The organism is Cedecea neteri NBRC 105707 = ATCC 33855, assembly GCF_001571265.1.
Classification (GTDB): Bacteria; Pseudomonadota; Gammaproteobacteria; order Enterobacterales; family Enterobacteriaceae; genus Cedecea; species Cedecea neteri.
The window spans coordinates 45593-68467 of record NZ_BCTL01000003.1 but is presented as its reverse complement, the minus strand read 5'-3'; the positions used below and the strand labels follow the sequence as shown (position 1 = coordinate 68467).

The window sequence follows — 22875 nt, the reverse complement described above, 5'->3', positions numbered from 1 at the left end:
CGGTTACTCACAAAGTGGGGCTAAAAAACAGTAAAGTTCACGCGATGTGTAGTGCCAGTCCTGAGCCTGGTTCACCGGTACAACCGGCATTAGCGCATTGCAAACTATCACCTCATCCGCATCGGCCAGCGTTTCCGGGCCTTCACTGACCTCATGCAGCCGCCAGGGGGAACCGTTGAGGCAGGCAATAATGCGCTGACGCATCGTGCCATTCACGCCCGCGCCGTGAATACGCGGTGTGTAAACGTCATCGCCTTTGCGCCAGAATAAATTAGCCGCACAGCATTCCACCAGGCTCCCCTGACTGTCAAGAACCAGCGCCTCCTGGGCAGTCGTCTGTTCAAGATGCGTACGAATAAGAACTTGTTCAAGCCGGTTAAGATGCTTAAGACCCGCCAGGGAAGGATTAATGCCTATTCTCACCGGGCTGAGCGCCAGTCTAATCCCCTGCTCGCGCCAGGCGGAATAAAAGGCAGGGTAAGGCGAAAGAGAAAGCATTCGCGTAGGCTGCGTGCAGTTCGAAGCACTGTAACCACGCCCCCCCGTACCGCGAGAAATGATCACCTTGAGTACGGCGCTGGTTTCAGAGGCCGCGAGCATGCTCATCTCATCGTTGAGCCTGTCCCAGTCAACCGGCGCTATCATCAGCACCTCGCAGGCCTGCTGCAGGCGGCGAAGATGGTCAGCCTGAAAGCGAACGGCGCCGTCGATGACGCTTGCCGTGGTAAAACAGCCATCACCAAACTGAATCGCCCGGTCGTTTGCCGGGAGCGCGTCCTGCCACTGGCCATTAATAAGAAACATAGGGATTCCTCAGGAGACGGAAACGTAAGGTTGCCAGAGGGATTCGTGGACGACAAGAGGGGAATTCTGAACAGCAAAAGGGCCCGCAAGCGGGCCCTTTCAGAAACGGTTAGATCTTCTTGAAGATCAGAGAACCGTTAGTACCACCGAAACCGAAGGAGTTACACAGGGTGTACTCCATACCGCTAACCTGGCGTGCTTCGTGCGGCACAAAATCGAGGTCGCAGCCAACATCCGGGTTATCGAGGTTGATGGTTGGCGGAACGGCCTGATCGCGCAGCGCAAGGATTGAGTAGATGGACTCTACTGCACCCGCCGCGCCTAACAGGTGGCCGGTCATCGATTTGGTTGAGCTCACCATTACGCGGCTTGCATCAGCACCAAAGATAGACTTAACCGCCTGCGTTTCGGCTTTATCGCCTGCTGGCGTTGAGGTTCCGTGGGCGTTGACGTAGCCAACCTGCCCTGCGGAGATCCCTGCATCGCGCAGTGCGTTTTCCATCGCCAGCGCAGCACCTGCACCGCTTTCTGGTGGAGAAGTCATGTGGTAGGCATCGCTGCTCATACCAAAGCCAACAACTTCTGCATAAATTTTCGCGCCGCGTTTTTTCGCGTGTTCGTACTCTTCCAGTACGATGACGCCTGCGCCGTCGCCCAGTACGAAGCCGTCACGATCTTTATCCCACGGGCGGCTTGCCGCTTGCGGGTTGTCGTTACGGGTAGACAGTGCGCGCGCAGCACCAAAGCCACCTACGCCCAGTGGGCTACTGGCTTTTTCTGCACCACCTGCCAGCATTGCGTCAGCATCACCATAGGCAATGATACGTGCCGCATGGCCGATATTGTGTACGCCAGAGGTACAAGCCGTGGCAATGGAAATGCTCGGACCACGCAGACCCAGCATGATGGTCAGGTGACCTGCCACCATATTGACGATGGTTGAAGGCACAAAGAACGGGCTGATCTTACGAGGGCCACCGTTAACTAACGAGGCGTGGTTCTCTTCGATAAGCGTCAGACCACCAATACCAGAGCCAATTGCAGCGCCGATACGAGTCGCATTTTCTTCCGTTACTTCGAGGCCAGAATCCTGCATGGCCTGAATGCCAGCAACAATTCCATATTGAATGAATTCATCCATCTTGCGCTGATCTTTGCGCGAGATAATGTCTTCACAGTTAAAATCCTTTACTAAGCCAGCAAATTTCGTTGCATAGGCGCTAGTATCGAAATGGTCGATCAGGCTGATGCCACTCTGACCGGCAAGGAGAGCTTTCCAGGTAGACTCTACGGTATTGCCGACAGGAGACAACATGCCCAGTCCGGTCACAACTACACGACGCTTAGACACGTTTGTCCTCCAGGGAGGGAAAAAAATACTAGTGGGACAATTCAGATAAAACTCAGGCGGTCGAATGACCGCCTGGAGATGTTCACTTACGCCTGGTGACCGTTGATGTAATCAATGGCAGCCTGAACGGTGGTGATTTTCTCAGCTTCTTCGTCCGGAATCTCAGTATCAAACTCTTCTTCCAGAGCCATTACCAGCTCAACGGTGTCAAGAGAATCAGCGCCCAGGTCCTCAACGAAGGAAGCGGTGTTCACTACTTCTTCTTGCTTAACGCCCAGTTGTTCGCCAATGATTTTCTTAACGCGTTCTTCGATAGTGCTCATACTCTTAAATTTCCTATCAAAACTCGCTTTCGCGATGGTTTTCGTAGTGTATAAAATGTTGAAAAAGATGCAACCAAATCCCGGCTGGTCAAACCACGATTTTACGCTATTTTGCGGGCATTCGCCCAAATAACGCAAATATTTTTCACCGTGATTAAACCATATACATTCCGCCGTTGACGTGCAGGGTCTCACCAGAGATGTACCCAGCTTCGTCAGAGGCTAAAAATGCTACAGCACTGGCGATTTCATTTGCGTCGCCTAAGCGACCCGCAGGAACCTGCGCCAGAATACCCGCACGCTGTTCATCAGAGAGCGCACGCGTCATGTCCGTTTCAATAAAGCCCGGAGCAACAACGTTCACAGTAATACCGCGAGACGCAACTTCACGCGCCAGCGATTTACTGAAGCCAATCAAACCAGCCTTCGCCGCAGCGTAGTTAGCCTGACCAGCATTTCCCATGGTACCAACCACAGAACCGATAGTGATAATACGCCCATGACGCTTTTTCATCATAGCTCGCATTACCGCTTTTGACAGACGGAAAACAGATGACAGGTTGGTTTCGACAATGTCGTTCCACTCGTCCTCTTTCATGCGCATTAGCAGGTTATCGCGAGTGATGCCGGCGTTGTTCACCAGAATATCCACTTCGCCAAACTCTTTGCGAATGCTGTCCAGCACGGCTTCAATGGAAGCCGGGTCGGTCACGTTCAGCATGAAGCCTTTGCCGTTTTCGCCCAGATAATCGCTGATGGCCTGCGCGCCGCTTTCGCTGGTCGCAGTACCGATAACTTTTGCACCGCGAGCCACTAAGGTCTCGGCGATGGCACGGCCGATACCGCGGCTAGCGCCGGTAACCAGCGCAATTTTTCCTTCAAAACTCATGGTTTTCCTCGTTTTATTGTTCAAGCGCCGCTGACAGCGTTGCAGGCTCATTAATGGCCGTTGCCGTCATGGTGTCAACAATACGTTTGGTCAGCCCGGTCAAGACTTTACCTGGGCCCACTTCAAGCAGTTGGGAAACGCCCTGCGCCGCCATAAATTCTACGGATTTAGTCCACTGGACCGGGCTGTAGAGCTGACGTACCAGTGCGCTGCGGATAGCTTCCGGCGAGGTTTCGCACTTCACGTCAACGTTGTTCACGACCGGAATTGCCGGTGCGTTAAAGGTAATGTTTTCCAGCGCTGCCGCCAGCTTATCCGCCGCAGGCTTCATCAATGCGCAGTGGGACGGCACGCTAACCGGCAATGGCAGCGCACGTTTTGCGCCCGCGGCTTTACACGCAGCCCCTGCTCGCTCAACGGCTTCTTTGTTACCGGCGATCACCACCTGCCCCGGAGAGTTAAAGTTCACCGGAGAGACAACCTGCCCCTGTGCTGACTCTTCACAGGCTTTTGCAATAGAAGCATCGTCAAGTCCGATAATGGCAGACATCGCGCCAGTCCCTTCCGGGACGGCATCCTGCATCAGCTTGCCGCGCAGCTCAACCAGACGAACAGCATCGGCGAAATCAATCACGCCAGCACAAACCAACGCGGAATATTCGCCCAGGCTGTGGCCTGCTAACAGCGCAGGCGCTTTACCGCCCTGTTGCTGCCAAACGCGCCACAAGGCGACAGAAGCCGTCAACAGCGCAGGCTGAGTCTGCCAGGTTTTGTTCAGCTCTTCCGCAGGCCCCTGCTGGGTCAGCGCCCACAGGTCATAGCCCAGCGCGTCAGATGCTTCACGGAACGTCGCTTCAATCACCGGATAGCTTGCCGCGAGATCGGCCAGCATGCCAACGGACTGGGAACCCTGTCCCGGAAACACCATAGCAAATTGCGTCATGTCGAAAATTCCTTTAATCAAAAACGAACCAGTGCAGAGCCCCAGGTGAAGCCGCCGCCGAATGCTTCTAGCAATACCAGCTGACCGCGTTTAATACGGCCATCGCGTACCGCTTCATCCAGTGCAGCCGGGACAGAGGCAGCAGAGGTGTTGCCATGACGATCCAGGGTCACGACGACATTATCCATCGGCATACCGAGTTTCTTCGCGGTCGCACTGATGATGCGCAGGTTAGCCTGATGCGGCACCAGCCAGTCGAGCGCGGTGCGATCGAGGTTATTCGCGGCCAGGGTTTCGTCGACGATATGAGCCAGCTCGGTCACCGCAACTTTAAACACTTCGTTCCCGGCCATCGTCAGGTGAATTGAATTTTCAGGATTCACGCGATCGACGTTCGGGAGCGTCAGCAGATCGCCATAGCTACCGTCTGCGTGCAGATGAGTAGAAATGATGCCAGGCTCTTCGGACGCCCCCAACACAACGGCACCTGCGCCGTCGCCAAAAATAATGATGGTACTGCGATCTTCAGGATCGCAGGTACGAGCCAGCACATCAGCCCCGATCACCAGCGCGTTTTTCACCGCGCCAGATTTCACGTACTGATCGGCAATGCTTAACGCATAGGTAAAGCCGGCACATGCCGCCGCAACATCAAACGCCGGGCAGCCTTTAATCCCAAGCATCGCCTGGATTTGGCAAGCCGCGCTTGGGAAAGCGTGCGTGGAAGAGGTTGTCGCCACAACAATCAGGCCGATATCATTTTTATCAATGCCGGCCATGTCCAGTGCACGGAGCGCAGCTTCGTAACCCATGGTTGAAACAGTTTCATTCGGGCCCGCAATACGGCGCTCGCGGATACCTGTGCGGGTGACAATCCACTCGTCAGACGTATCAACCATTTTTTCCAGGTCAGCGTTAGTACGCACTTGTTCAGGCAGGAAGCTGCCGGTACCAATAATCTTCGTATGCATTTACGCTCAGTCACTCTTGGGTAATACAGATTCCAGGCGGGCAGCAATTCTGGTGGGAACTTGCCGCCGCACCGCCTGCACTGCCTGTTCAATCGCGACAGCAAACGCTCGCTGATTGGCCGCACCGTGGCTCTTAATCACCGTGCCGCGCAATCCTAACAGACAGGCGCCATTATACTGGTCGGGGTTGAGGTGACTGAATCGCCTTGTCAGGCGCTTTTGTAGCCACTTCTTCAATATAATCAGCCACCACGACCTTTTTTTTCCTTCCCCCTGCGATTTGAGCAGTGAAAGGAACATTCTGACAACACCTTCCATCGTCTTGAGTGTGACGTTGCCGACAAAACCGTCACAGACCAGAACGTCCGTCTTACCGGTGAGCAATTCGTTGGCCTCAAGGTATCCAATATAGTTCATTGAAGGCATTGTTTTTAATAATGCAGAGGCATCGCGGATGCTGTCCAGCCCCTTAGTCTCTTCTTCGCCGATATTCAGCAACGCAACGCGCGGACGAGGAATACCCAACACCTCTTCGGCCATTACGGAGCCCATAATGGCAAACTGCACCAGCATCGTGCTGTCGCAGTCAACGTTGGCGCCAAGGTCCAACACCACCGTTTTGCCTTTTTGCTGATGGGGTAAAACCGTCATCAGCGCAGGGCGCTCAATACCGTCTATCGGCTTAAGCAGTAATTTCGCAAGCCCCATCAGCGCGCCGGTATTTCCGGCACTGATACAGGCTTCTGCCCGCCCTTCTTTAACCAGCTCCAGCGCAACGCGCATTGACGACCCACGACTGGCACGGATCGCCTGAGAAGGTCTCGCATCACTGGCAATAACCGATTCCGCAGGAATAATCTGCAGACGCGAGCGTTGCTCGAAATCAGCTTTGGCAAGTAATGGCGTGATTGCGTCGGGATTGCCGACTAAAAGAAGATTAAGCGAAGAGTTAGAGTCCAGTGCCTGCAAAGCTGCAGGCACTGTCACGGAAGGACCGAAGTCCCCACCCATGGCATCTAACGCTAGGGTTAGACGTCTCAAGGTTGCGCCAGATTACTTGACGATAACCTTGCGGCCGCGGTAGAAACCGTCGGCAGTGATGTGGTGACGCAGATGAGTTTCGCCAGAAACTTTGTCCACGGACAGGGTGGCGGTGGTCAGCGCGTCATGGGAACGACGCATGCCACGTTTGGAACGGGTTGGTTTATTCTGTTGTACGGCCATGGACCTTACTCCTCAATTACTTACGCTTTAAACTGGCTAATACGGCAAATGGGTTTGGTTTTCCCGCCTCTGGAGGCAGTTCGCCAAAGACCATGTCCGCCTCGGACACTTCACAGTGTTCAGAATCATGCACCGGAACTACAGGCAGGCAGAGGATAACTTCATCTTCCACCAGCGCCCGCAGATCGATTTCACCGAATTCGTTAACCTCAATCGGCTCATACGCTTCCGGGAGTGCTTCAGCCTGTTCGTCAGAGCGGACCGGACTGAAACAATACGTTGTGTGAACATGATGCACGAACGGTTTCCCGCAACGCTGGCATTCGAGCGTTACCGTGACCTTTGCATCGCCGGTCAAGACCGCGAGGCGCTGGTTATCGATAGCGAATCTCATGGAGCATTCTACATCAGTGTCCACACTGACTACAGACTCGGCGATACGCTCAACCTGATCGGAAGCATACACTCCTTCGTAATCAAGGCGTTTTTGAGCCGTACGAACCGGATCAAGAGTCAGGGGTAATTTTACCTTTTGCATAGGGCGCGCATATTAACTTTGTAACGTCATAGAGTCAAAGAAAAAGGCCTGGAAACAGCGCCTTTTGCCATTTCTACCCTAAATAGTTTAAGTTGCAGGCAGACGCCCGGCTCAGGTAAGTGAGCACGGGTAACGGCTTTGCGGCTTAAAATATGACGGGTATATTCGCACACATTGCGGTGGCACAGTTTAAAATGCCTTCATCCAATTCGCTATCTTTAATGAAAAAAATATGAAACCTATTGTTCTGGCTTCCACCTCCCCTTTCCGCCGCGGCCTGCTTGAGAAACTCGGCATGCCTTTTATCACCGCCGCTCCGGAAGTCGATGAGACGCCGATCCCGGGGGAAGATGCCCGACACTTAGTGACTCGCCTCGCCCAGGCCAAAGCGCAGGCCTTAAGAGAACGTTTTCCCGATCACCTCATTATCGGCTCCGATCAGGTTTGCGTACTTAACAACCAAATAGCGGGGAAACCACACACGGAAGAGAAGGCCGTACAGCAGCTGTTGCTGGCCCGGGGCACTATTGTGACCTTTTATACCGGGCTGGCGCTTTATAATTCGGCCAACGGGCAGCTACAAACGCTGTGCGAGCCTTTTGACGTTCATTTCCGTCATTTAACCGAGGAAGAAATTCGCCGCTACGTGCAAAAGGAGCAGCCGCTGAACTGTGCCGGAAGTTTTAAAAGCGAAGGGTTGGGCATCACGCTGTTTGAAAGGCTGGAGGGAAAAGATCCGAATGCGCTAATCGGACTGCCGCTCATCAGCCTGTGTGAAATGCTGCGTAACGAAGGCTGTAATCCGCTGTTGGCGTAAAAAAATGCTCCGGCAATGCGGAGCATTTTTCTTTATTTGGCGTTGCGTAAAACCTGCAGGCAACGCTTTAGATTATTGTCCAACGGCGCTTCGATACGAATCACCTCCCCGGTATTCGGGTGGGTAAACTTTAGCGCGGCGGCATGCAGGAACAGGCGATTTAACCCGGTGCCCGCAAGCTGCTTATCAAACTCGCGGTCGCCATAACGGTCGTCAAAGGCAATAGGATGCCCGGCGTGGAGAGTATGCACACGAATTTGGTGCGTGCGCCCGGTGACGGGGCTGCAGCGAACCAGCGTCGCGAACTCGTAACGCTCTTCAACCTTAAAGCGCGTCTCAGAAGGCTTGCCTTCGCTATTCACCCTGACGATGCGCTCCCCGCTTTGCAGAATATTTTTCAACAGCGGCGCCTGCACTACTTTTACGTGCGACTGCCATTGTCCCCGCACCAGCGCAAGATAATCCTTCTGCATCCCTTTCTCACGCAGTTGCTCATGAAGAGAACGCAGCGCCGAGCGTTTTTTAGCAACCAGCAAAACGCCGGATGTATCGCGGTCAAGGCGGTGCACAAGCTCAAGGAAGCGGGCTTCCGGACGCAGGGCTCGCAGCCCTTCAATCACACCGAAACTCAGTCCGCTGCCGCCGTGAACCGCCGTACCGGAAGGTTTATTTAATACAAGGATGTGGTCATCTTCATAAAGAATGACGTCGCTCAGCGCGGCGACTTTTTGCAGATGTGGAGAAACGGCCTCTTCCTCGCGCTCAGCCACGCGCACCGGAGGGATACGTACCTCATCCCCGGCTTCCAGCTTGTACTCAGGCTTGATGCGTTTTTTATTTACCCGCACCTCGCCCTTACGCACGATGCGATAAATCATGCTTTTTGGCACGCCTTTCAGGCGGGCGAGCAAAAAGTTGTCGATACGCTGCCCGGCCTCATCGGCCGAAATTGCAACGATTTTTACTGATGGAGTCTCTGTTTTCATGGTCGGCGATTCTAAATAGCCCACGCGCATAGCGCCACTCATTTTTATGTGCTTAACTGACAATCTGTTCTGTTTTAAACCGTCCAGGCCGCCTTTTCTCATGCCCTTTGTGGCAAGGTTAAAATAGCGGTTAAAAAACTGTAAGAAACAGGACGCTAATAGCAAAAGTCATCTTGCTATAACAAGGTTAGCAGTGGAATAATGTTGCGGTTTTCCGTGTTGAATCTTGTTAGAGCAAGAAAGTTTGCGGAATACCCATTTTGCCTGAACGTCCATCCACGCAGCAATGGCGTAAGACGTATTGTACTTTCAGGCAGTTAGCGGGCTGCGGGTTGCAGCCTGACCGGTAATATGGAATCAACTCTTAAGAAATATTCTAAGGTTATTCCCACGATAATTGCGCTGTATTTCCGTATGAAATACAGGCAACCGACACTTTGCGCCTCTCAGCAAACGACAACCGTGAGGTTGGCGACACGCGTTTAGTCACGAGGCCATCGGTTCACTCCCGGTTAGCGTCACCATGCCCGCAGCTCTGTCGCCAATGTAAGAATAATGAGTAAGTTACGATGAAAAGAATGTTAATTAACGCAACTCAGCAAGAAGAGTTGCGTGTCGCCCTTGTAGATGGGCAACGTCTGTACGATCTGGACATTGAAAGCCCGGGACACGAACAGAAAAAAGCAAACATCTATAAAGGCAAAATCACCCGTATTGAACCAAGTCTGGAAGCGGCGTTTGTTGATTATGGCGCAGAAAGACACGGTTTCCTTCCTCTCAAAGAGATCGCTCGCGAATACTTCCCTTCGAACTACTCTTCCCACGGTCGCCCGAACATTAAAGACGTTCTGCGCGAAGGCCAGGAAGTGATCGTCCAGATTGATAAAGAAGAGCGCGGCAACAAAGGCGCGGCCTTAACCACCTTTATCAGCCTTGCGGGCAGCTATCTGGTGCTAATGCCAAACAACCCTCGCGCCGGCGGTATTTCTCGTCGTATCGAAGGTGATGACCGTACCGAATTAAAAGAAGCGCTTTCTTCCCTTGAACTGCCGGACGGTATGGGTCTTATCGTACGTACCGCAGGCGTGGGCAAATCTGCCGAAGCGCTGCAGTGGGATCTGAGCTTCCGCCTGAAGCACTGGGAAGCCATTCAGAAAGCCGCTGAGAACCGCCCTGCTCCTTTCCTGATTCACCAGGAGAGCAACGTTATCGTTCGCGCCTTCCGCGATTACCTGCGCCAGGACATCGGCGAAATCCTGATCGACAACCCGAAAGTGCTTGAGCTGGCTCGCCAGCACATTGCCGCGCTGGGTCGTCCGGATTTCAGCAGCAAAATTAAGCTCTACACCGGTGAAATTCCGCTGTTCAGCCACTATCAGATTGAGTCGCAGATTGAGTCCGCCTTCCAGCGTGAAGTCCGTCTGCCGTCCGGTGGTTCTATCGTTATTGATACCACCGAAGCCCTGACCGCCATCGACATCAACTCCGCGCGTGCAACCCGCGGCGGGGATATCGAAGAAACCGCTTTCAACACTAACCTTGAAGCGGCCGATGAAATTGCCCGTCAGCTGCGCCTGCGCGACCTTGGCGGCCTGATCGTTATCGACTTCATCGACATGACACCGGTTCGCCACCAGCGCGCGGTTGAAAACCGCCTGCGTGAAGCGGTACGCCAGGACAGAGCACGCATCCAGATCAGCCATATCTCGCGCTTTGGCCTGCTGGAAATGTCTCGTCAGCGTCTGAGCCCGTCTCTCGGCGAGTCCAGCCACCACGTTTGCCCTCGCTGTAGCGGTACCGGCACCATTCGTGATAACGAATCCCTGTCGCTCTCCATTCTGCGCCTGATCGAAGAAGAAGCGCTTAAGGAGAACACCAAAGAAGTTCACGCCATCGTGCCTGTGCCAATTGCCTCTTACCTACTGAACGAAAAACGTGATGCAGTAAGCGCCATTGAAAAACGCCAGGGTGGCGTACGCGCGATTATCGTGCCAAACGATCAGATGGAAACGCCGCATTACTCCGTCCTGCGCGTGCGTAAAGGCGAAGAAACCCAGACGCTGAGCTACATGCTGCCTAAGCTGCATGAAGAAGAGATGGCGATGCCATCCGATGAAGAGTACACCGAGCGTAAGCGCCCTGAGCAACCGGCCCTGGCCACCTTCGTGATGCCAGAAGTGCCACCGGCACCGCAGGAAGCTCCTGCGGATAAACCTGCCGCTGTGGCAGTGAAGCCAGTCGCTCAGCCAAAAGCCGATGCCGCTGCACAGCCAGGTCTGGTTAGCCGCTTCTTCTCTGCACTGAAAAAACTCTTCGCCGGCGATAGCGCTGCCGCTGAAGTGAAAGAAGTGAAGGAAGAGAAAGCGACCGGCTCTGATGCCCAGCGTCAGGATCGCCGTAACAATAACCGCCGTCAAAACAATCGCCGCGATCGTAATGAGCGCGGTGACCGTAACAACCGCGATCGTGATAATCGCGACAATCGCAATAACCGCGATGACCGCAATAATGAAACCCGTGAAGCTCGCGAACCGCGTGAAGGTCGTGACGAAAACCGTCGCAATCGTCGTAACGGCCAGCAGCAGAATGCGGAGTCCCGCGAAGTTCGTCAGAACGCTGTAGCCGCCGTTGACGATGCAGAAAAACAGCAGAAGTCCCGTGACGAGCAACAGCCTCGTCGCGAGCGCAACCGCCGTCGCTCTGATGAAAAACGTCAGGCGCAGCAGGAAGTCAAAGCCCTGCAGCAGGACAACGTTGTTGAACAAGATGCCGAGCAGGAAGAACGTACCCAGGTTATGCAGCGCCGTAAACCGCGCCAGCTGAGCCAGAAAGTTCGCTTCGAATCTGCTGATGCACCTGTAGTAGAAGAAACTCAGGCTGCACAGGTCATCACCGAGCAGACACCGATTGCACTGCCAGCGGTTGTTGAAGCTCCGGTTAATGCAGACCAGCAGGATGAAAACGGTGAAAACCGCGAAACCGCAGGTATGCCGCGCCGTTCACGTCGCTCCCCTCGTCACCTACGCGTAAGCGGCCAGCGTCGTCGTCGCTATCGTGATGAGCGTTACCCGGCGGTTTCTCCAATGCCACTGGCCGCGGCATGTGCCTCTCCAGAGCTGGCATCCGGGAAAGTGTTCATCACCTACCCTGTTGCTCGTCCACAGGATCAGCTTGCTCAGGAAGAGGCCTTCCAGGCTCACGAAGAGGTCCAGCACGTCAACGTTGCTGAGGCTGCAGCAGTAGAAGCCGTTGCCCCTGTAGAAGAAGCTCAGGTTATCGAGCCGGTGAAAGCGGTGGAAACCGTTACTGAACCTGCAGTGGTGGAAACAGCCCAGCCAGAAGTCATTGAAGCACCGGTGGCTGAACAGCCTCAGCCGGTTGCCGAAGTGGATGAAGCGCCTGCCACAGAAACCGTAGAACACGTTACAGCTGCGCAGGAAGAAACTGTTCAAGCTGTTGCAGAAGTCAGCGAACCAGCGCCGGTGACTGCAGAAGCTCCAGCGGTTGAAGAAGCGCCGGTTGCGGTGGTTGAAGAGGCAAAACCGATTGTGGAAGCAGCGCCAGCGGTAGAAGCCGCACCTGTGACGCAAGAGGTTAATGCCGAACCTGTTGCCGTTAAGCACGCTACAGCGCCAATGACCCGTGCCCCTGCTCCGGAATATACTCCGGAAGCACCGCGCCAAAGCGACTGGGTTCGCCCGGACTTTGGCTTCAGCGGGAAAGGCTCTGCCGGCGGTCACAGCGCCAGCCATCAGGCCACGGCGCCAGCCACTCGCCCACAAAGCGTGGAGTAATCTCCAGCGCTAAGTAAAAAGCCGGTCACCTGACCGGCTTTTTTATTTCCCCCGCTCAGACTGATAGGTGGAAGAAGTGCCAACCAATAAGGTGCATTTGAAATGCACTTTATGACAAAAACAAAAACTAATTGTATGATGTAATGCTTGCAGAACTTGTTGAGAAGGAACACTCCATGCTCCCTGTACCGCAAAACTGCATTCATACCCGCTCCTCTCCCTTCTGGGATAAAGACACGGCCCCCAGAGGCCTTTTTCACCGGCATCTCGATAAAGGCACTCGCCCCGGCGTATACCCCCGCCTGAGCGTCATGCAAGGAAAGGTTCGCTACCTGGGTTATGCCGATGCCACCACGCCCGAGCCGGAAACAGAACTGATCGTTGAAGCTGGCCACTTCGGCGTATTCCCGCCTGAGAAATGGCATCACCTCGAACTGCTCACCGATGATGTCATCTTCAACATCGACTTTTTTGTCGCCCCGGAAGTGCTCCGCTCAATGTAATGACAGAAGGAGTTTGATTATGCTGACTATTCCCAAAAACTATGTACATACCCGCGCCACACCGTTCTGGAGCAAAGAAACCGCTCCTGCCGCTTTATTCACTCACCACAACACAAAGGCAGGCGTTTTTGGTCGCCTTTCCGTGATGCAGGGCGCGGTAAAATATTTCGGATTTCCCGACGCGGAGGCAACCACTCCCGACGTGGAAATCGTGATTGAGGCCGGAGCTTTTGCTATTTCCCCGCCGCAGAAGTGGCACCGCATTGAGCTTCTCACCGACGACACTTATTTCAATATCGACTTTTTCGCCTCCCCTGAAGCGAAACTGGAAGGCAACGGCCTGGGTAAAGTGGTCAACAGCCAGAGGCACTTATGATGGGCAAAGCAACCTATACCGTCAGCGTTACCAACAACAGCAACGGCGTCTCGGTGGACTATGAGACCGAAAGCCCAATGACGCTGCTGATCCCGGACGTCGCCGCCGAAGTCGTCAAAGATCTGGTCAACACCGTCCGCGCCTATGACACGGAAGACGAACACGACGTTTGCGGCTGGTGAAATTTACACAAAAAAAAGCCCGCTCCGGGGTGCGGAAGCGGGCATATAAAGCGCGTTCAGTTTCATAACGCGCCCAAAACGTTGAAGACTATCGGCTATTAAGCTGGAAAAGCGACATGCCTTGCAAATCGGTGAAGACTTTATAAGAAGCCTGTAGCGCAGCCTGCTGCTGAACATAGTTAGACACGGTTGCCGTATAGTCCGCCCCAACCAGTTGACTCATCTGGTCAGTTTGCGCCAGCGCCCGTTCGCTACCCAGGTCATCCAGCTTGCTCAGCTCATTCAGTTGGGTCCCTAACTCAGCGCGCACGGTGGACACATTGCTCAGGGCATTGCCCAGGCCGCGGTTTGTTTTCGCGACGGCATCATCAAGGGCTTTCTTACCCGCATCATCCAACCCGGCCGCAGGAGTTTTCAAGGCTGCGATAGCGGAGTCCAGCATATTAAAGATGTTAGTCTCGCTCGGTGCACCATTGGGCTCCGGCGTGGCGTTACTGGAAATACGATTGAAGACATCATTGCCGGTATGGCCAATTGTCATGGTCCGGGCTGAGTCAACCTGCTGGGTAATCGGGAGCGTTCCGCCCTGATAAGTGATGCTACCTGCACCACCGCTAAACGGGGCCGCTTCGGTTTTATAACCAGCAAAAATATATCGACCATTCCCGTCGGTGCTGTTAGCCAGGTTCAGTATTTGGTTACGAATACCTTCGAGATCGGTTGCCAGTGAGGCACGGTCGTCATCACTCAACGTCCCGCTGCTGCCGGCATAAACAATCTTTTCCTGCGCATTTTGTATTGAAGAGACGGTTTGCTGCAAAACGCTCTCTTCCAGCGAAACCTTCTGGGTAGCAAAAGTACGCGCCAGTTTGTACTGGTCATTCATGGACTGGGCCTGGGAAAGCACCACCGCCTGAGACGCAGCGATAGGGTCGTCTGATGGCCGGTTAACGCGGTTACCGGTGCTCATCTGTTCGCCATAACTCAGCCATAAACTCTGCGCGTCGCTAATGCCGCGCATGTTCTGGTCATATAACATTTGGGTACTGATACGCATGATGCAGGCTCCCGTTAGCGAATGTTCAGCAACGCATCAAACAGCGTTGATGCAGTCTGAAGGACCTGGGCGTTAGCCATGTAGTACTGCTGGTAACGCTGCAGGTTGCCATACTCTTCATCGAGGTTAACGCCCGAGATAGATTGCTGCTGCTTGGTAAGCTGCGTCACTACGTTCCCCTGTGTCGTGCTGGTCACTTTCAGGCTTGCCGTCTTGTTACCCACGTCGCTGACCAAGGTCGCATACGCATCGTTGAACGACTTGTTGCCTTCGACCTGCTTGGAGTTCTGCAGATCCAACATCGCCTGGGCGTTGCGGTTATCGCTCTTGCCCGCGGCAGGATCGCTTGCCAGCGCCAGTTTCGCCTCATCTTTCACGGCCAGGCTCATGTTCACTACCGCATCGGATACAGGTTTAACGGTGAAGCTTTCGTTGTTGGCAGGCGTGCCGCTCACGCCAACTTTCAGTCCGTCAAAGTTCAGGCTAACGTTGCCGCCTGCATCCGTTGTCGTGCCTGGATTAATGTTGGCGTTGTCCGACAGACGGGTCACTTTCCAGTTCCCCCCCACAAATTCAACCTTGTAATCGCTGGCCTGAATCTGCTTGCTGTCGGTGGGAGTGGCGGTGAGCTGAGTGCCGCTGGTGTTGTGGCTATTGCTCACTACGGTTGGGCCACCGATAGTAAACAGATTAGTCCCTTTATCGCCGTTGGCATCATAGCCCTGCGTGTGCTGGCTGTTCATTGCCGTGGCAAAGGCTTGTGCCATCTGGCCCAGGCGGTTACGGGCGCTGTCCAGATCCTGAGTACGGAAGGTGAACAGCCCGCCCAGAGAACCGGTGTTCAGCTGGCTTTCTGGAATTTCTACTTTACCGGCAAGCGGGTCGACAAATGCCACCGTCGTGCGGGAAGGATCTGCGCTGGAGTTAACGGCCGCCAGTTGGTTAGCCGTGTCGCCCTGCACCAGGGTAATACCGTTGCCGATAGAGACGTTATAGGTGCCGCTATCTTGCACGCTCACGTCAACGCCAACGATCTGGTTTAGCTGGCTAACCAGCTGATCGCGCTGATCCAGCAAATCATTTGGCGCAGAGCCACCGCTGACGCCTTTCAGGCGAGAAATCTGGTCGTTGAGGTTCGCAATTTGCTTAGCGTAGGTGTTGATTTGGTCCACGCTGCTGCTGATAGAAAGGTTAACCTGCTTATCCTGATCGCGCAGGTACTGGTCGGTAACCTTAAACTGGTTTACCAGGCCATCCGCTTTCCCCAGCAACGCCTGACGAGCCGCCGGATCCTGAGCATTGCTGGTCAGGGTCTGCAAGCCGGAGAAGAAATCCTGCATGGTTTTTGACAACGAGTTGGTCGTCCCGGACAGAATGTTGTCAATTTTTGACATCTGCTGGTACTGGGTTGTCAGCCCGCTGCTTTGCGTCTGGGCCGCACGCAGCTGGTTAGTAATAAATGAATCGTACTCACGCTGCACGCCGTTAACATACACGCCATTGCCAATATAGCCGCCCCCGGTCAGGGTGCTTTTTGACTGGGACAGAATCGTCGTCTGGCGGGTATAACCGCTTACGTTATAGTTAGAAATGTTATTGCCGACGGTGCTTAATGCCGCCTGGGCAGCACTCAGGCCACTCATGGCGCTGTTAATCAGGCTATTGGACATGAAGGTTCCTTGATAGCGTGTGGTCAAAGGTTCTGCTACCTATTATCGGCAGCAGGCCACGGGACTTGAGTCTCTTCAGAACAAATTCGACAAATCAGTGCTGTAGGCTTTGGAGACCTTGTCGCTCATGGCTTTCAGCTGCTGGATCATGCCGGTCAATTTACGGGCGTAGTTCGGATCCGTCGCGTAACCGGCGTTTTGCAGCGCCTGAGCGCCCTGCTCTGCTGAAGGTGCATTGGTCACGGCAGCATAGCGCGGGTTTTTCGACAGTAAGCCAACGTAGTCAGAAAGCGCTTCAAGGTACGAGCTGTAAACGCGGAACTTCGCTTTCACCTTCTTCGCCTCACCGTTTTCAAATTCGGTGGTGGTGATTTCCGTGGTCGGCCCCTTCCAGCCCGGCGTCGCCTTAACGCCGAACAGGTTGAAGCTCGGCTCGCCTTTTTCGGTACGGATCTGACGCTGCCCCCAACCGGACTCCAGCGCGGCCTGCGCCAGAATCAGGTGGTGCGGAATACCGCTGGCTTCACTGGCTAAGCGCGCCGGCAGCGAGAGCTGCGCCAGGAAGTCTTTGCTGTCTCCGCTCATCGGTTCTTCGTTAGAAGGGGCACGAGGCACAGCCTGGCGTACCATTTGCGTTAGTGTCTGGTTCTGGTAGCTGGTGACCGTTTGCGGGTCGAGTTTCATCGGCACCTGGCCTGCGGTTTCCGACGGATCAACCTGCTCGTTGCTCATTTGCTTAACCATCGCATCCGCCAGCCCCAACCCTTTCGCACTCAGCTGCTGGGCTATCTGCTGGTCATACATGCTGGTATACATGCGCGTGGACTCGCTGCTGAAAATCCCGTCTTTCGGCAGCGCCTCACGCATGCTTTTTAGCATCATCTGCACGAACATCCCCTCCACCTGATGAGCCACCTCTTTCAGGTGCCCTTTCGGGTCTTGTCCGGCCTTCGCCTTTAAATCATTGAGCGAGTTAGCGTCAAACGCGGCATTAGCAAGTGAACGGGCATCGGTCAGCATTAGATGATTTCCAGTTTCGCACGCAGGCAGCCTGCGCTTTGCATGGATTGCAGGATAGACATCAGGTCGATAGGCGTTGCACCCAGCGCGTTCAGCGCACGCACCACGTTATTCAGGTTCGCGCTGGAATTAACGCGCTGTACCGAACCGCCGCTCTGGCGTAAATCAATCTGGGTTTGTGGCGTCACGACGGTCTGGCCACCGCCAAATGGCGTATTCGGCTGACTGACCTGATTTTGGCGATTTACGGTCACCGACAGGTTGCCCTGAGCAACGGCACAATTATCCAGCGTCACTTCGCGGTTCATCACCACGGACCCCGTGCGAGAGTTGATCACCACGCGCGCATCCTGCACCGGCATGCTCACTTCAAGGTTCTGGATATCCGCCAGCAGACGAACCTGAGAGCTACCGCCGCTTGGCACGCGGATTTGGATCGTGCGGCCGTCCAGCGCCGTTGCGCTGCCAAAGCCACGGGAACGGTTAATAGTGTCGGTGATCCGCTGGGCCAGGCTGAAGTCATCATCGTTCAGCTGCAGGTTGAGGGTGTTGCCGTTGCCGAAAGTACCGGCCAGTTCGCGTTCAATGACCGCGCCGCCGGTGATACGCCCGCCGTTAAGCTGGTTTACCTGGACGCTACTGCCGCCCGCTGCCGCGCCCGCGCCGCCTACCAGCACGTTACCCTGCGCCAGGGCATAAACCTGGTTATCCACGCCTTTGAGCGGCGTCATCAGCAGCGTACCGCCGCGCAGGCTCTTCGCGTTACCCATAGAGGACACCACAACATCAATGTTTTGCCCTGCCCGCGCGAAGGCCGGGTATTTTGCCGTCACCATCACCGCCGCCACGTTTTTCAGCTGCATATTGGTGCCGGTCGGCACGGTAATGCCCAACTGGGAAAGCATGTTGTTCAAACTTTGGGTGGTAAACGGCGTTTGCGTCGTCTGGTCACCGGTCCCGTCCAGCCCTACCACCAGGCCATAGCCAATCAGGGAGTTTTCACGCACGCCCTGCACGGTCGTCAGGTCACGAATGCGGTCAGCTGATGCATAAGCCGCGGTCAGCAGCACAACCAACCCGAATAAATATTTAACCATGGTACCCTCGCTTACATCGGCGATACGTTAAGGAAGAAGCGCTGCAGCCAGCCCATATTCTGCGCTTCATTAATGTAGCCGTTACCGACATACTCAATTCGGGCATCCGCCACCTGGGTCGACGCAACGGTGTTGCTGCCGCTGATGGTGCGCGGGTTCACTACGCCAGAGAAGCGGATAAATTCCGTCCCCTGGTTGATGGCAATCTGTTTTTCACCTACGACGTGCAGGTTTCCGTTGGCCAGCACCTGATCGACGGTCACCGTCAACGTGCCGCTGAAGGTGTTACTGGCGTTGGCGCCGCCTTTACCGTTAAAGCCATTGCTGCCGGAGGCATTCAGGTCAGCTTTCCCATCTCCCAACAGCCCCGCCGCAAAGGTCGGCACGGTCGCAAAACCAAGCGCTGACTTACCGTCACGGCTGGCATTCGCCGAAGAACTTTTACTGGCGCTAACATTTTCCTGAAGCTGGATGGTTAAGGTGTCGCCGATATTACGCGGACGACGGTCTTCAAACAGCGGCTGATAGCCGTAGTTCATCGGCTGTGCGGTCTGGAAAATCGAGCCGTTGATCGCTGGCGCAGGGCCAGGAACCGGCTGGGCAGATGTCGCCCCCTCAACCAGCGGTTTAGTAGGCACAAGGGCGCAGCCGCTTACGGCAAACACCAGACTCAGGACAACAGGACGGAGCACCATTGGGTTTTGCATTGCTTTCATCTTCAGGTCACGGCAGCCGACGCGCTTTCACGCGCCGGCACACGCCTTACATTTGCGTCAGTTTTTGCAGCATCTGGTCGGTCGTGCTGACCGCTTTGCTGTTGATTTCGTAGGCGCGCTGAACCTGGATCATGTTCACCAGCTCTTCAGCAACGTTTACGTTTGAGGTCTCAACATAGCCCTGATAGAGCAGGCCTGCGCCGTTCAATCCCGGCGTGGAATCGTTTGGCGCACCGGATGCCTGAGTTTCGGTGTAAAGGTTCTCACCGATACTTTCCAGGCCGGTATCGTTCATAAAGGTCGTCAGGTTCAGCTGCCCGACCTGTACCGGCGCGGTCTGCCCCTGTAAGGTTGCGCTCACCACACCGTCACGGCCGATAGTCAGGCTCAGCGCGTTAGCCGGCACGGTAATCGCAGGCTGCACCTGGAAACCGCCCGCCGTTACCAGCTGACCATTCTGGTCAACCTGGAAGGAACCGTCGCGCGTATAGGCCGCGGTGCCGTCCGGCAGCAGAACCTGGAAGAAGCCTTCGCCTTTGATGGCCACATCTTTGCTGTTGTCCGTTTTAGATAGGTTGCCCTGGCTGTGCAGACGTTCGGTGGCTACCGGGCGAACACCGGTCCCGATCTGTAAACCCGACGGCAGCGTCGTTTGCTCTGAAGACTGAGCCCCCGGCTGGCGAATGGTTTGATAAAGTAAATCTTCAAACACGGCGCGTTGACGCTTAAAACCGTTGGTGGAGACGTTTGCCAGGTTGTTGGCAATCACATCCATATTGGTTTGCTGTGCATCAAGACCCGTTTTGGCGATCCATAAAGAATTGATCATGTTTGAATCCTGTAATAAGTAAGCCGGGCGTTAGGTCATTTGCAGCAGCGTGTTAGCGCGCTGTTCGTTTTCATCAACGTTGGCGATAACTTTCATCTGCATCTCAAAACGGCGGGCGTTGGCGATCATGTCCGCCATTGCCTCTGCCGGTTTGACGTTGCTGCCTTCCAGTACGCCGGACATCACCTTAATGGTTGGATCGGCCTGCGCGATGGCACCGCGTGTCGCCTGAGCGGCGGGATTTAAACGAAACAGCCCGTCATCACCGCGCACCACCTCCTGCTGCGTGGCTTTCACCAGCTTCAGTCGGCCAATGGGCGCCACGGTATTCGGTGGGTCGCCCGGGTTCAGCGCGGAGATAGTCCCGTCCGCAGCAATGGTAAGCTGCGAACCTTCCGGCACCGCAATTGGGCCACCCTCGCCGATAACGGGCCGGCCACCGATGGTCAACTGACCGGCAGGGCTGACCTGAATGTTACCGTTGCGGGTATAACCTTCTCCGCCGTCCTGCGTCTGCACCGCCAGCCAGCCATCCTGCTGCAAAGCCACGTCCATCGGGCGCGAGGTGTAGTCCAGCTGGCCTGGCGTCATATCGGCCCCTGGCGTTGAGGCAACGACCAGGGTACGGGTTGGCAGAGAAAGCCCTTCAACCGGGACAGCACGCAAAGCGTTAAGCTGCGCGCGGAAACCCGGTGTCGAAGCGTTTGCCATGTTGCTCGCCGTGACTGACTGTTGATTCAGCGTCTGGCTGGCAGCGCCCATGGCGGTGTAGATTGCATGATCCATTAAGCCGTCCCTTCAGGCGCTTAGCGCAGGTTAACCAGGGTGTTGAGGATCTGGTCCTGGGTTTTGATGGTCTGCGCGTTCGACTGATAGTTACGCTGCGCGACGATCATGTTGACCAGTTCTTTACTCAGATCCACGTTCGAAGACTCCAGCGCTCCGCTGGTCAGGGTCCCGAAGTTCCCCGTGCCCGCGAGGCCCAGCAGCGCAACGCCGGAAGAGTTGCTCGCGGTCCAGACGTTATCGCCCTGGGACTGCAAACCTTCAGGGTTAGCGAAGTTGGACAGCACGATTTGCCCCAGCAGCTGGGTCTGCTCGTTGGAGTAGTTCCCGACCACGGTGCCATCGTCGTTAATCTGGTAAGACGTCAGGTCACCCGGCTTATAGCCGTTCTGGTTGGTCGCTACGATGTTGTTAGACCCGGTGTTCTGCTGCATGGAGTTCTGGAAACTCAGCGCGAAAGTAGCAGCCGTCGCGCCATTGGTGACGCCGGTCGTCACGTTAATGCTGTTTGGCAGCGTATTCGGGTTTGGAATCGGATCGGCGGCATTGGCAGTAATCCCCTGCAGGTTGCCGTTATTGTCGAAACGCATAAACCCTTGTGAGTTGAACGTGGAACCCGCAACGGAGGAGTCTTTGGTGTAGACCTGCCAGGTATTGTCTGCGGTCTTCACGTAGTACACGTCCATGCCGTGGGCGTTACCCTGGCTGTCGTAAACGGTTACCGTGCCCTTCTTGTTGTAGCTGTTGGCATTGGTTGGATCGAACGTCGCCACTGTTGGCAATTTGTCGGTGGAGTTCAGGTTGATCTGCTGGGACGCGGTAGTGGTGGTTTTCGCCGCCATCAGCGTGTTTGGCACGGACAGACCTACCGGGTTGGCGCCCTGCTGAATGGTTGGCGGCGTACCGGTTGCCGGGTAGCCAGTCAGCTGCAGGCCCTGCATGTTCACCAGGTTACGGTTTTCGTCCAGCTTGAACTGCCCGTTACGGCTGTAGAACACGGAACCGGAGCTGTCGACCAGGCGGAAGAAGCCGTTCTGGCTGATAGCCACGTCCAGGCCACGGCCGGTGTTGGTGGTAGTACCGTCGCCAAAGTTCTGGGTCACGCCCGCGACTTTAACGCCCAGGCCCACTTTAGAGCCTGCAAACATATCGGCAAAAGAGACCGAGCCGGATTTAAAACCGTAGGTGGCGGAGTTGGCAATGTTGTTACCAATCACGTCCAGGTTGGTGGCCGCAGCATTTAAGCCGCTGACCGCTTGAGAAAACGCCATGTCTTACTCCTGCTTAGGTTATAGGCTTAAATAATTTGCCTGATTGCATCGAGGGTCGTAGAACCGTAGGTCCCGAGATCCAGTTTGAGGCCATCTTTGCCGTTGATAACACCGCTCACCATGGCGAAGTTCAGCGGCTGAGCCACCAGCTGTGTCCCACCGTTCGTGGCATTGATCGCCACGGTGTAAGAGCCGTCCGGCACGTTGGTGCCGTCGTTGGCGCTGCCGTCCCAGGTAAAGGTATGCACCCCGGCACTCAGCCCACCGATCTCGATAGTACGAACCACTTTGCCGTCTTTATCGGAGATAGTGGCCGTGACTTTGTCCGCCGCCTGCTGCAGCTCAACGCCAAACGGCGTGGTGCTGATGGTGTTGGTTTTTGAATCGGTCCCCGCCAGAATTTTGTTGCCCGGGATCATCACGCCATGGCCAATCAGGGCGCTGGCCTGCAGAGACTGGTTCTGATTGATCTGACCGGAAACCGATCCCAGCGTGGTATTGAGTTTTTCGATACCGCTAACGGTACTGATCTGCGCCAGCTGCGTAGTCAGTTCGTTGTTCTGCATAGGGTTGGTCGGATCCTGGTTTTTTAACTGCGCAACCAGCAGGGTCAAAAAGCTCCCCTGCAGGTCGGCAGCGCTATTGCCCGTCAGGCTGTTTTTGGATGCGCCAGCCGTAGGATCAACATTGTTAGTCGGATCGTTCATTTTGACTGCAATGGACATATA

The 22875-nt window shown here is 55.1% G+C and carries 24 protein-coding genes; 5 read left to right on the top strand and 19 right to left on the bottom strand.

Features of this window, described 5'->3' with window-relative positions; translation table 11 throughout:
* Nucleotides 1-3: 3 nt before the first annotated feature.
* From pabC to yceD, 9 genes are all read right to left on the bottom strand, one after another.
* A complete protein-coding gene (gene pabC / locus CNE01S_RS01645) occupies nt 4-804 on the bottom strand; it encodes an aminodeoxychorismate lyase (RefSeq protein WP_061272639.1) in 801 nt (266 codons plus the stop codon).
* Nucleotides 805-913: 109 nt separating this feature from the next.
* The gene (fabF, locus tag CNE01S_RS01640) at nt 914-2155 is read right to left on the bottom strand and encodes a beta-ketoacyl-ACP synthase II (RefSeq protein WP_061272636.1); all 1242 of its coding nucleotides are present in this window, start codon (nt 2153-2155) and stop codon (nt 914-916) included.
* 86 nt (nt 2156-2241) lie between these two features.
* Nucleotides 2242-2478, bottom strand: a complete 237-nt coding sequence (gene acpP, locus CNE01S_RS01635) for an acyl carrier protein (RefSeq protein ID WP_004157115.1) — start codon at nt 2476-2478, stop codon at nt 2242-2244.
* A gap of 154 nt (nt 2479-2632) precedes the next feature.
* A complete protein-coding gene (fabG, locus tag CNE01S_RS01630) occupies nt 2633-3367 on the bottom strand; it encodes a 3-oxoacyl-ACP reductase FabG (RefSeq protein WP_008453466.1) in 735 nt (244 codons plus the stop codon).
* Between the two features lie 13 nt (nt 3368-3380).
* Nucleotides 3381-4310: an ACP S-malonyltransferase gene (gene fabD / locus CNE01S_RS01625; protein ID WP_061272633.1), complete on the bottom strand. Its 930-nt coding sequence runs from the start codon at nt 4308-4310 to the stop codon at nt 3381-3383.
* Between the two features lie 17 nt (nt 4311-4327).
* The gene (locus CNE01S_RS01620; protein ID WP_061272630.1) at nt 4328-5281 is read right to left on the bottom strand and encodes a beta-ketoacyl-ACP synthase III; all 954 of its coding nucleotides are present in this window, start codon (nt 5279-5281) and stop codon (nt 4328-4330) included.
* Between the two features lie 6 nt (nt 5282-5287).
* On the bottom strand, nt 5288-6322 hold the full coding sequence (gene plsX, locus CNE01S_RS01615; RefSeq protein WP_072279078.1) for a phosphate acyltransferase PlsX: 1035 nt from the start codon (nt 6320-6322) through the stop codon (nt 5288-5290).
* A gap of 12 nt (nt 6323-6334) precedes the next feature.
* Nucleotides 6335-6505: a 50S ribosomal protein L32 gene (gene rpmF / locus CNE01S_RS01610; RefSeq protein ID WP_038473647.1), complete on the bottom strand. Its 171-nt coding sequence runs from the start codon at nt 6503-6505 to the stop codon at nt 6335-6337.
* Between the two features lie 16 nt (nt 6506-6521).
* Entirely contained in the window at nt 6522-7043 is a 522-nt protein-coding gene (gene yceD / locus CNE01S_RS01605) for a 23S rRNA accumulation protein YceD (RefSeq protein ID WP_061272624.1), read from the bottom strand.
* Between the two features lie 232 nt (nt 7044-7275).
* On the opposite strand from yceD, the gene CNE01S_RS01600 reads away from it, so the two are divergent.
* Nucleotides 7276-7860: a Maf family protein gene (locus CNE01S_RS01600; RefSeq protein WP_061272621.1), complete on the top strand. Its 585-nt coding sequence runs from the start codon at nt 7276-7278 to the stop codon at nt 7858-7860.
* A gap of 32 nt (nt 7861-7892) precedes the next feature.
* On the opposite strand, the gene rluC is transcribed toward CNE01S_RS01600, so the two are convergent.
* Nucleotides 7893-8846, bottom strand: a complete 954-nt coding sequence (gene rluC / locus CNE01S_RS01595) for a 23S rRNA pseudouridine(955/2504/2580) synthase RluC (protein ID WP_167549838.1) — start codon at nt 8844-8846, stop codon at nt 7893-7895.
* Between the two features lie 569 nt (nt 8847-9415).
* On the opposite strand from rluC, the gene rne reads away from it, so the two are divergent.
* The 4 genes from rne to CNE01S_RS01575 all read left to right on the top strand — a co-directional run bounded on the left by rne (nt 9416) and on the right by CNE01S_RS01575 (nt 13701).
* The gene (gene rne / locus CNE01S_RS01590) at nt 9416-12640 is read left to right on the top strand and encodes a ribonuclease E (protein WP_061272618.1); all 3225 of its coding nucleotides are present in this window, start codon (nt 9416-9418) and stop codon (nt 12638-12640) included.
* A gap of 176 nt (nt 12641-12816) precedes the next feature.
* Entirely contained in the window at nt 12817-13143 is a 327-nt protein-coding gene (locus CNE01S_RS01585) for a TehB family protein (RefSeq protein ID WP_061272615.1), read from the top strand.
* A gap of 19 nt (nt 13144-13162) precedes the next feature.
* Nucleotides 13163-13519 (top strand): TehB family protein, encoded by a 357-nt coding sequence (locus tag CNE01S_RS01580; protein WP_061272612.1) that lies wholly within the window; start codon nt 13163-13165, stop codon nt 13517-13519.
* Nucleotides 13519-13701, top strand: a complete 183-nt coding sequence (locus tag CNE01S_RS01575; RefSeq protein ID WP_061272609.1) for a DUF1869 domain-containing protein — start codon at nt 13519-13521, stop codon at nt 13699-13701. Before CNE01S_RS01580 ends, CNE01S_RS01575 begins: the two co-directional genes overlap by 1 nt.
* A gap of 88 nt (nt 13702-13789) precedes the next feature.
* On the opposite strand, the gene flgL is transcribed toward CNE01S_RS01575, so the two are convergent.
* The 9 genes from flgL to flgD form a co-directional block, all read right to left on the bottom strand.
* Complete coding sequence (gene flgL, locus CNE01S_RS01570; protein ID WP_061272606.1) at nt 13790-14758, bottom strand: flagellar hook-associated protein FlgL; 969 nt, start codon at nt 14756-14758, stop codon at nt 13790-13792.
* Between the two features lie 14 nt (nt 14759-14772).
* Nucleotides 14773-16428 (bottom strand): flagellar hook-associated protein FlgK, encoded by a 1656-nt coding sequence (gene flgK, locus CNE01S_RS01565; protein ID WP_061272603.1) that lies wholly within the window; start codon nt 16426-16428, stop codon nt 14773-14775.
* A 75-nt stretch (nt 16429-16503) separates the two neighbouring features.
* Nucleotides 16504-17448, bottom strand: coding sequence for a flagellar assembly peptidoglycan hydrolase FlgJ (gene flgJ / locus CNE01S_RS01560; RefSeq protein WP_061272600.1), 945 nt, complete (start codon nt 17446-17448; stop codon nt 16504-16506).
* Nucleotides 17448-18545 (bottom strand): flagellar basal body P-ring protein FlgI, encoded by a 1098-nt coding sequence (locus CNE01S_RS01555; protein ID WP_061272597.1) that lies wholly within the window; start codon nt 18543-18545, stop codon nt 17448-17450. Before CNE01S_RS01555 ends, flgJ begins: the two co-directional genes overlap by 1 nt.
* An 11-nt stretch (nt 18546-18556) precedes the next feature.
* Complete coding sequence (locus CNE01S_RS01550) at nt 18557-19252, bottom strand: flagellar basal body L-ring protein FlgH (protein ID WP_096754201.1); 696 nt, start codon at nt 19250-19252, stop codon at nt 18557-18559.
* A 55-nt stretch (nt 19253-19307) separates the two neighbouring features.
* Nucleotides 19308-20090 (bottom strand): flagellar basal-body rod protein FlgG, encoded by a 783-nt coding sequence (gene flgG / locus CNE01S_RS01545; RefSeq protein WP_039291854.1) that lies wholly within the window; start codon nt 20088-20090, stop codon nt 19308-19310.
* A gap of 30 nt (nt 20091-20120) precedes the next feature.
* Nucleotides 20121-20876 carry a flagellar basal body rod protein FlgF gene (locus CNE01S_RS01540; RefSeq protein ID WP_061272591.1) on the bottom strand — a complete coding sequence of 252 codons (756 nt, stop codon included), beginning with the start codon at nt 20874-20876 and terminating at the stop codon, nt 20121-20123.
* 20 nt (nt 20877-20896) lie between these two features.
* Nucleotides 20897-22147: a flagellar hook protein FlgE gene (gene flgE, locus CNE01S_RS01535; RefSeq protein WP_061272589.1), complete on the bottom strand. Its 1251-nt coding sequence runs from the start codon at nt 22145-22147 to the stop codon at nt 20897-20899.
* Nucleotides 22148-22173: 26 nt separating this feature from the next.
* The gene (flgD, locus tag CNE01S_RS01530; RefSeq protein WP_045782044.1) at nt 22174-22872 is read right to left on the bottom strand and encodes a flagellar hook assembly protein FlgD; all 699 of its coding nucleotides are present in this window, start codon (nt 22870-22872) and stop codon (nt 22174-22176) included.
* Nucleotides 22873-22875: the final 3 nt, after the last annotated feature.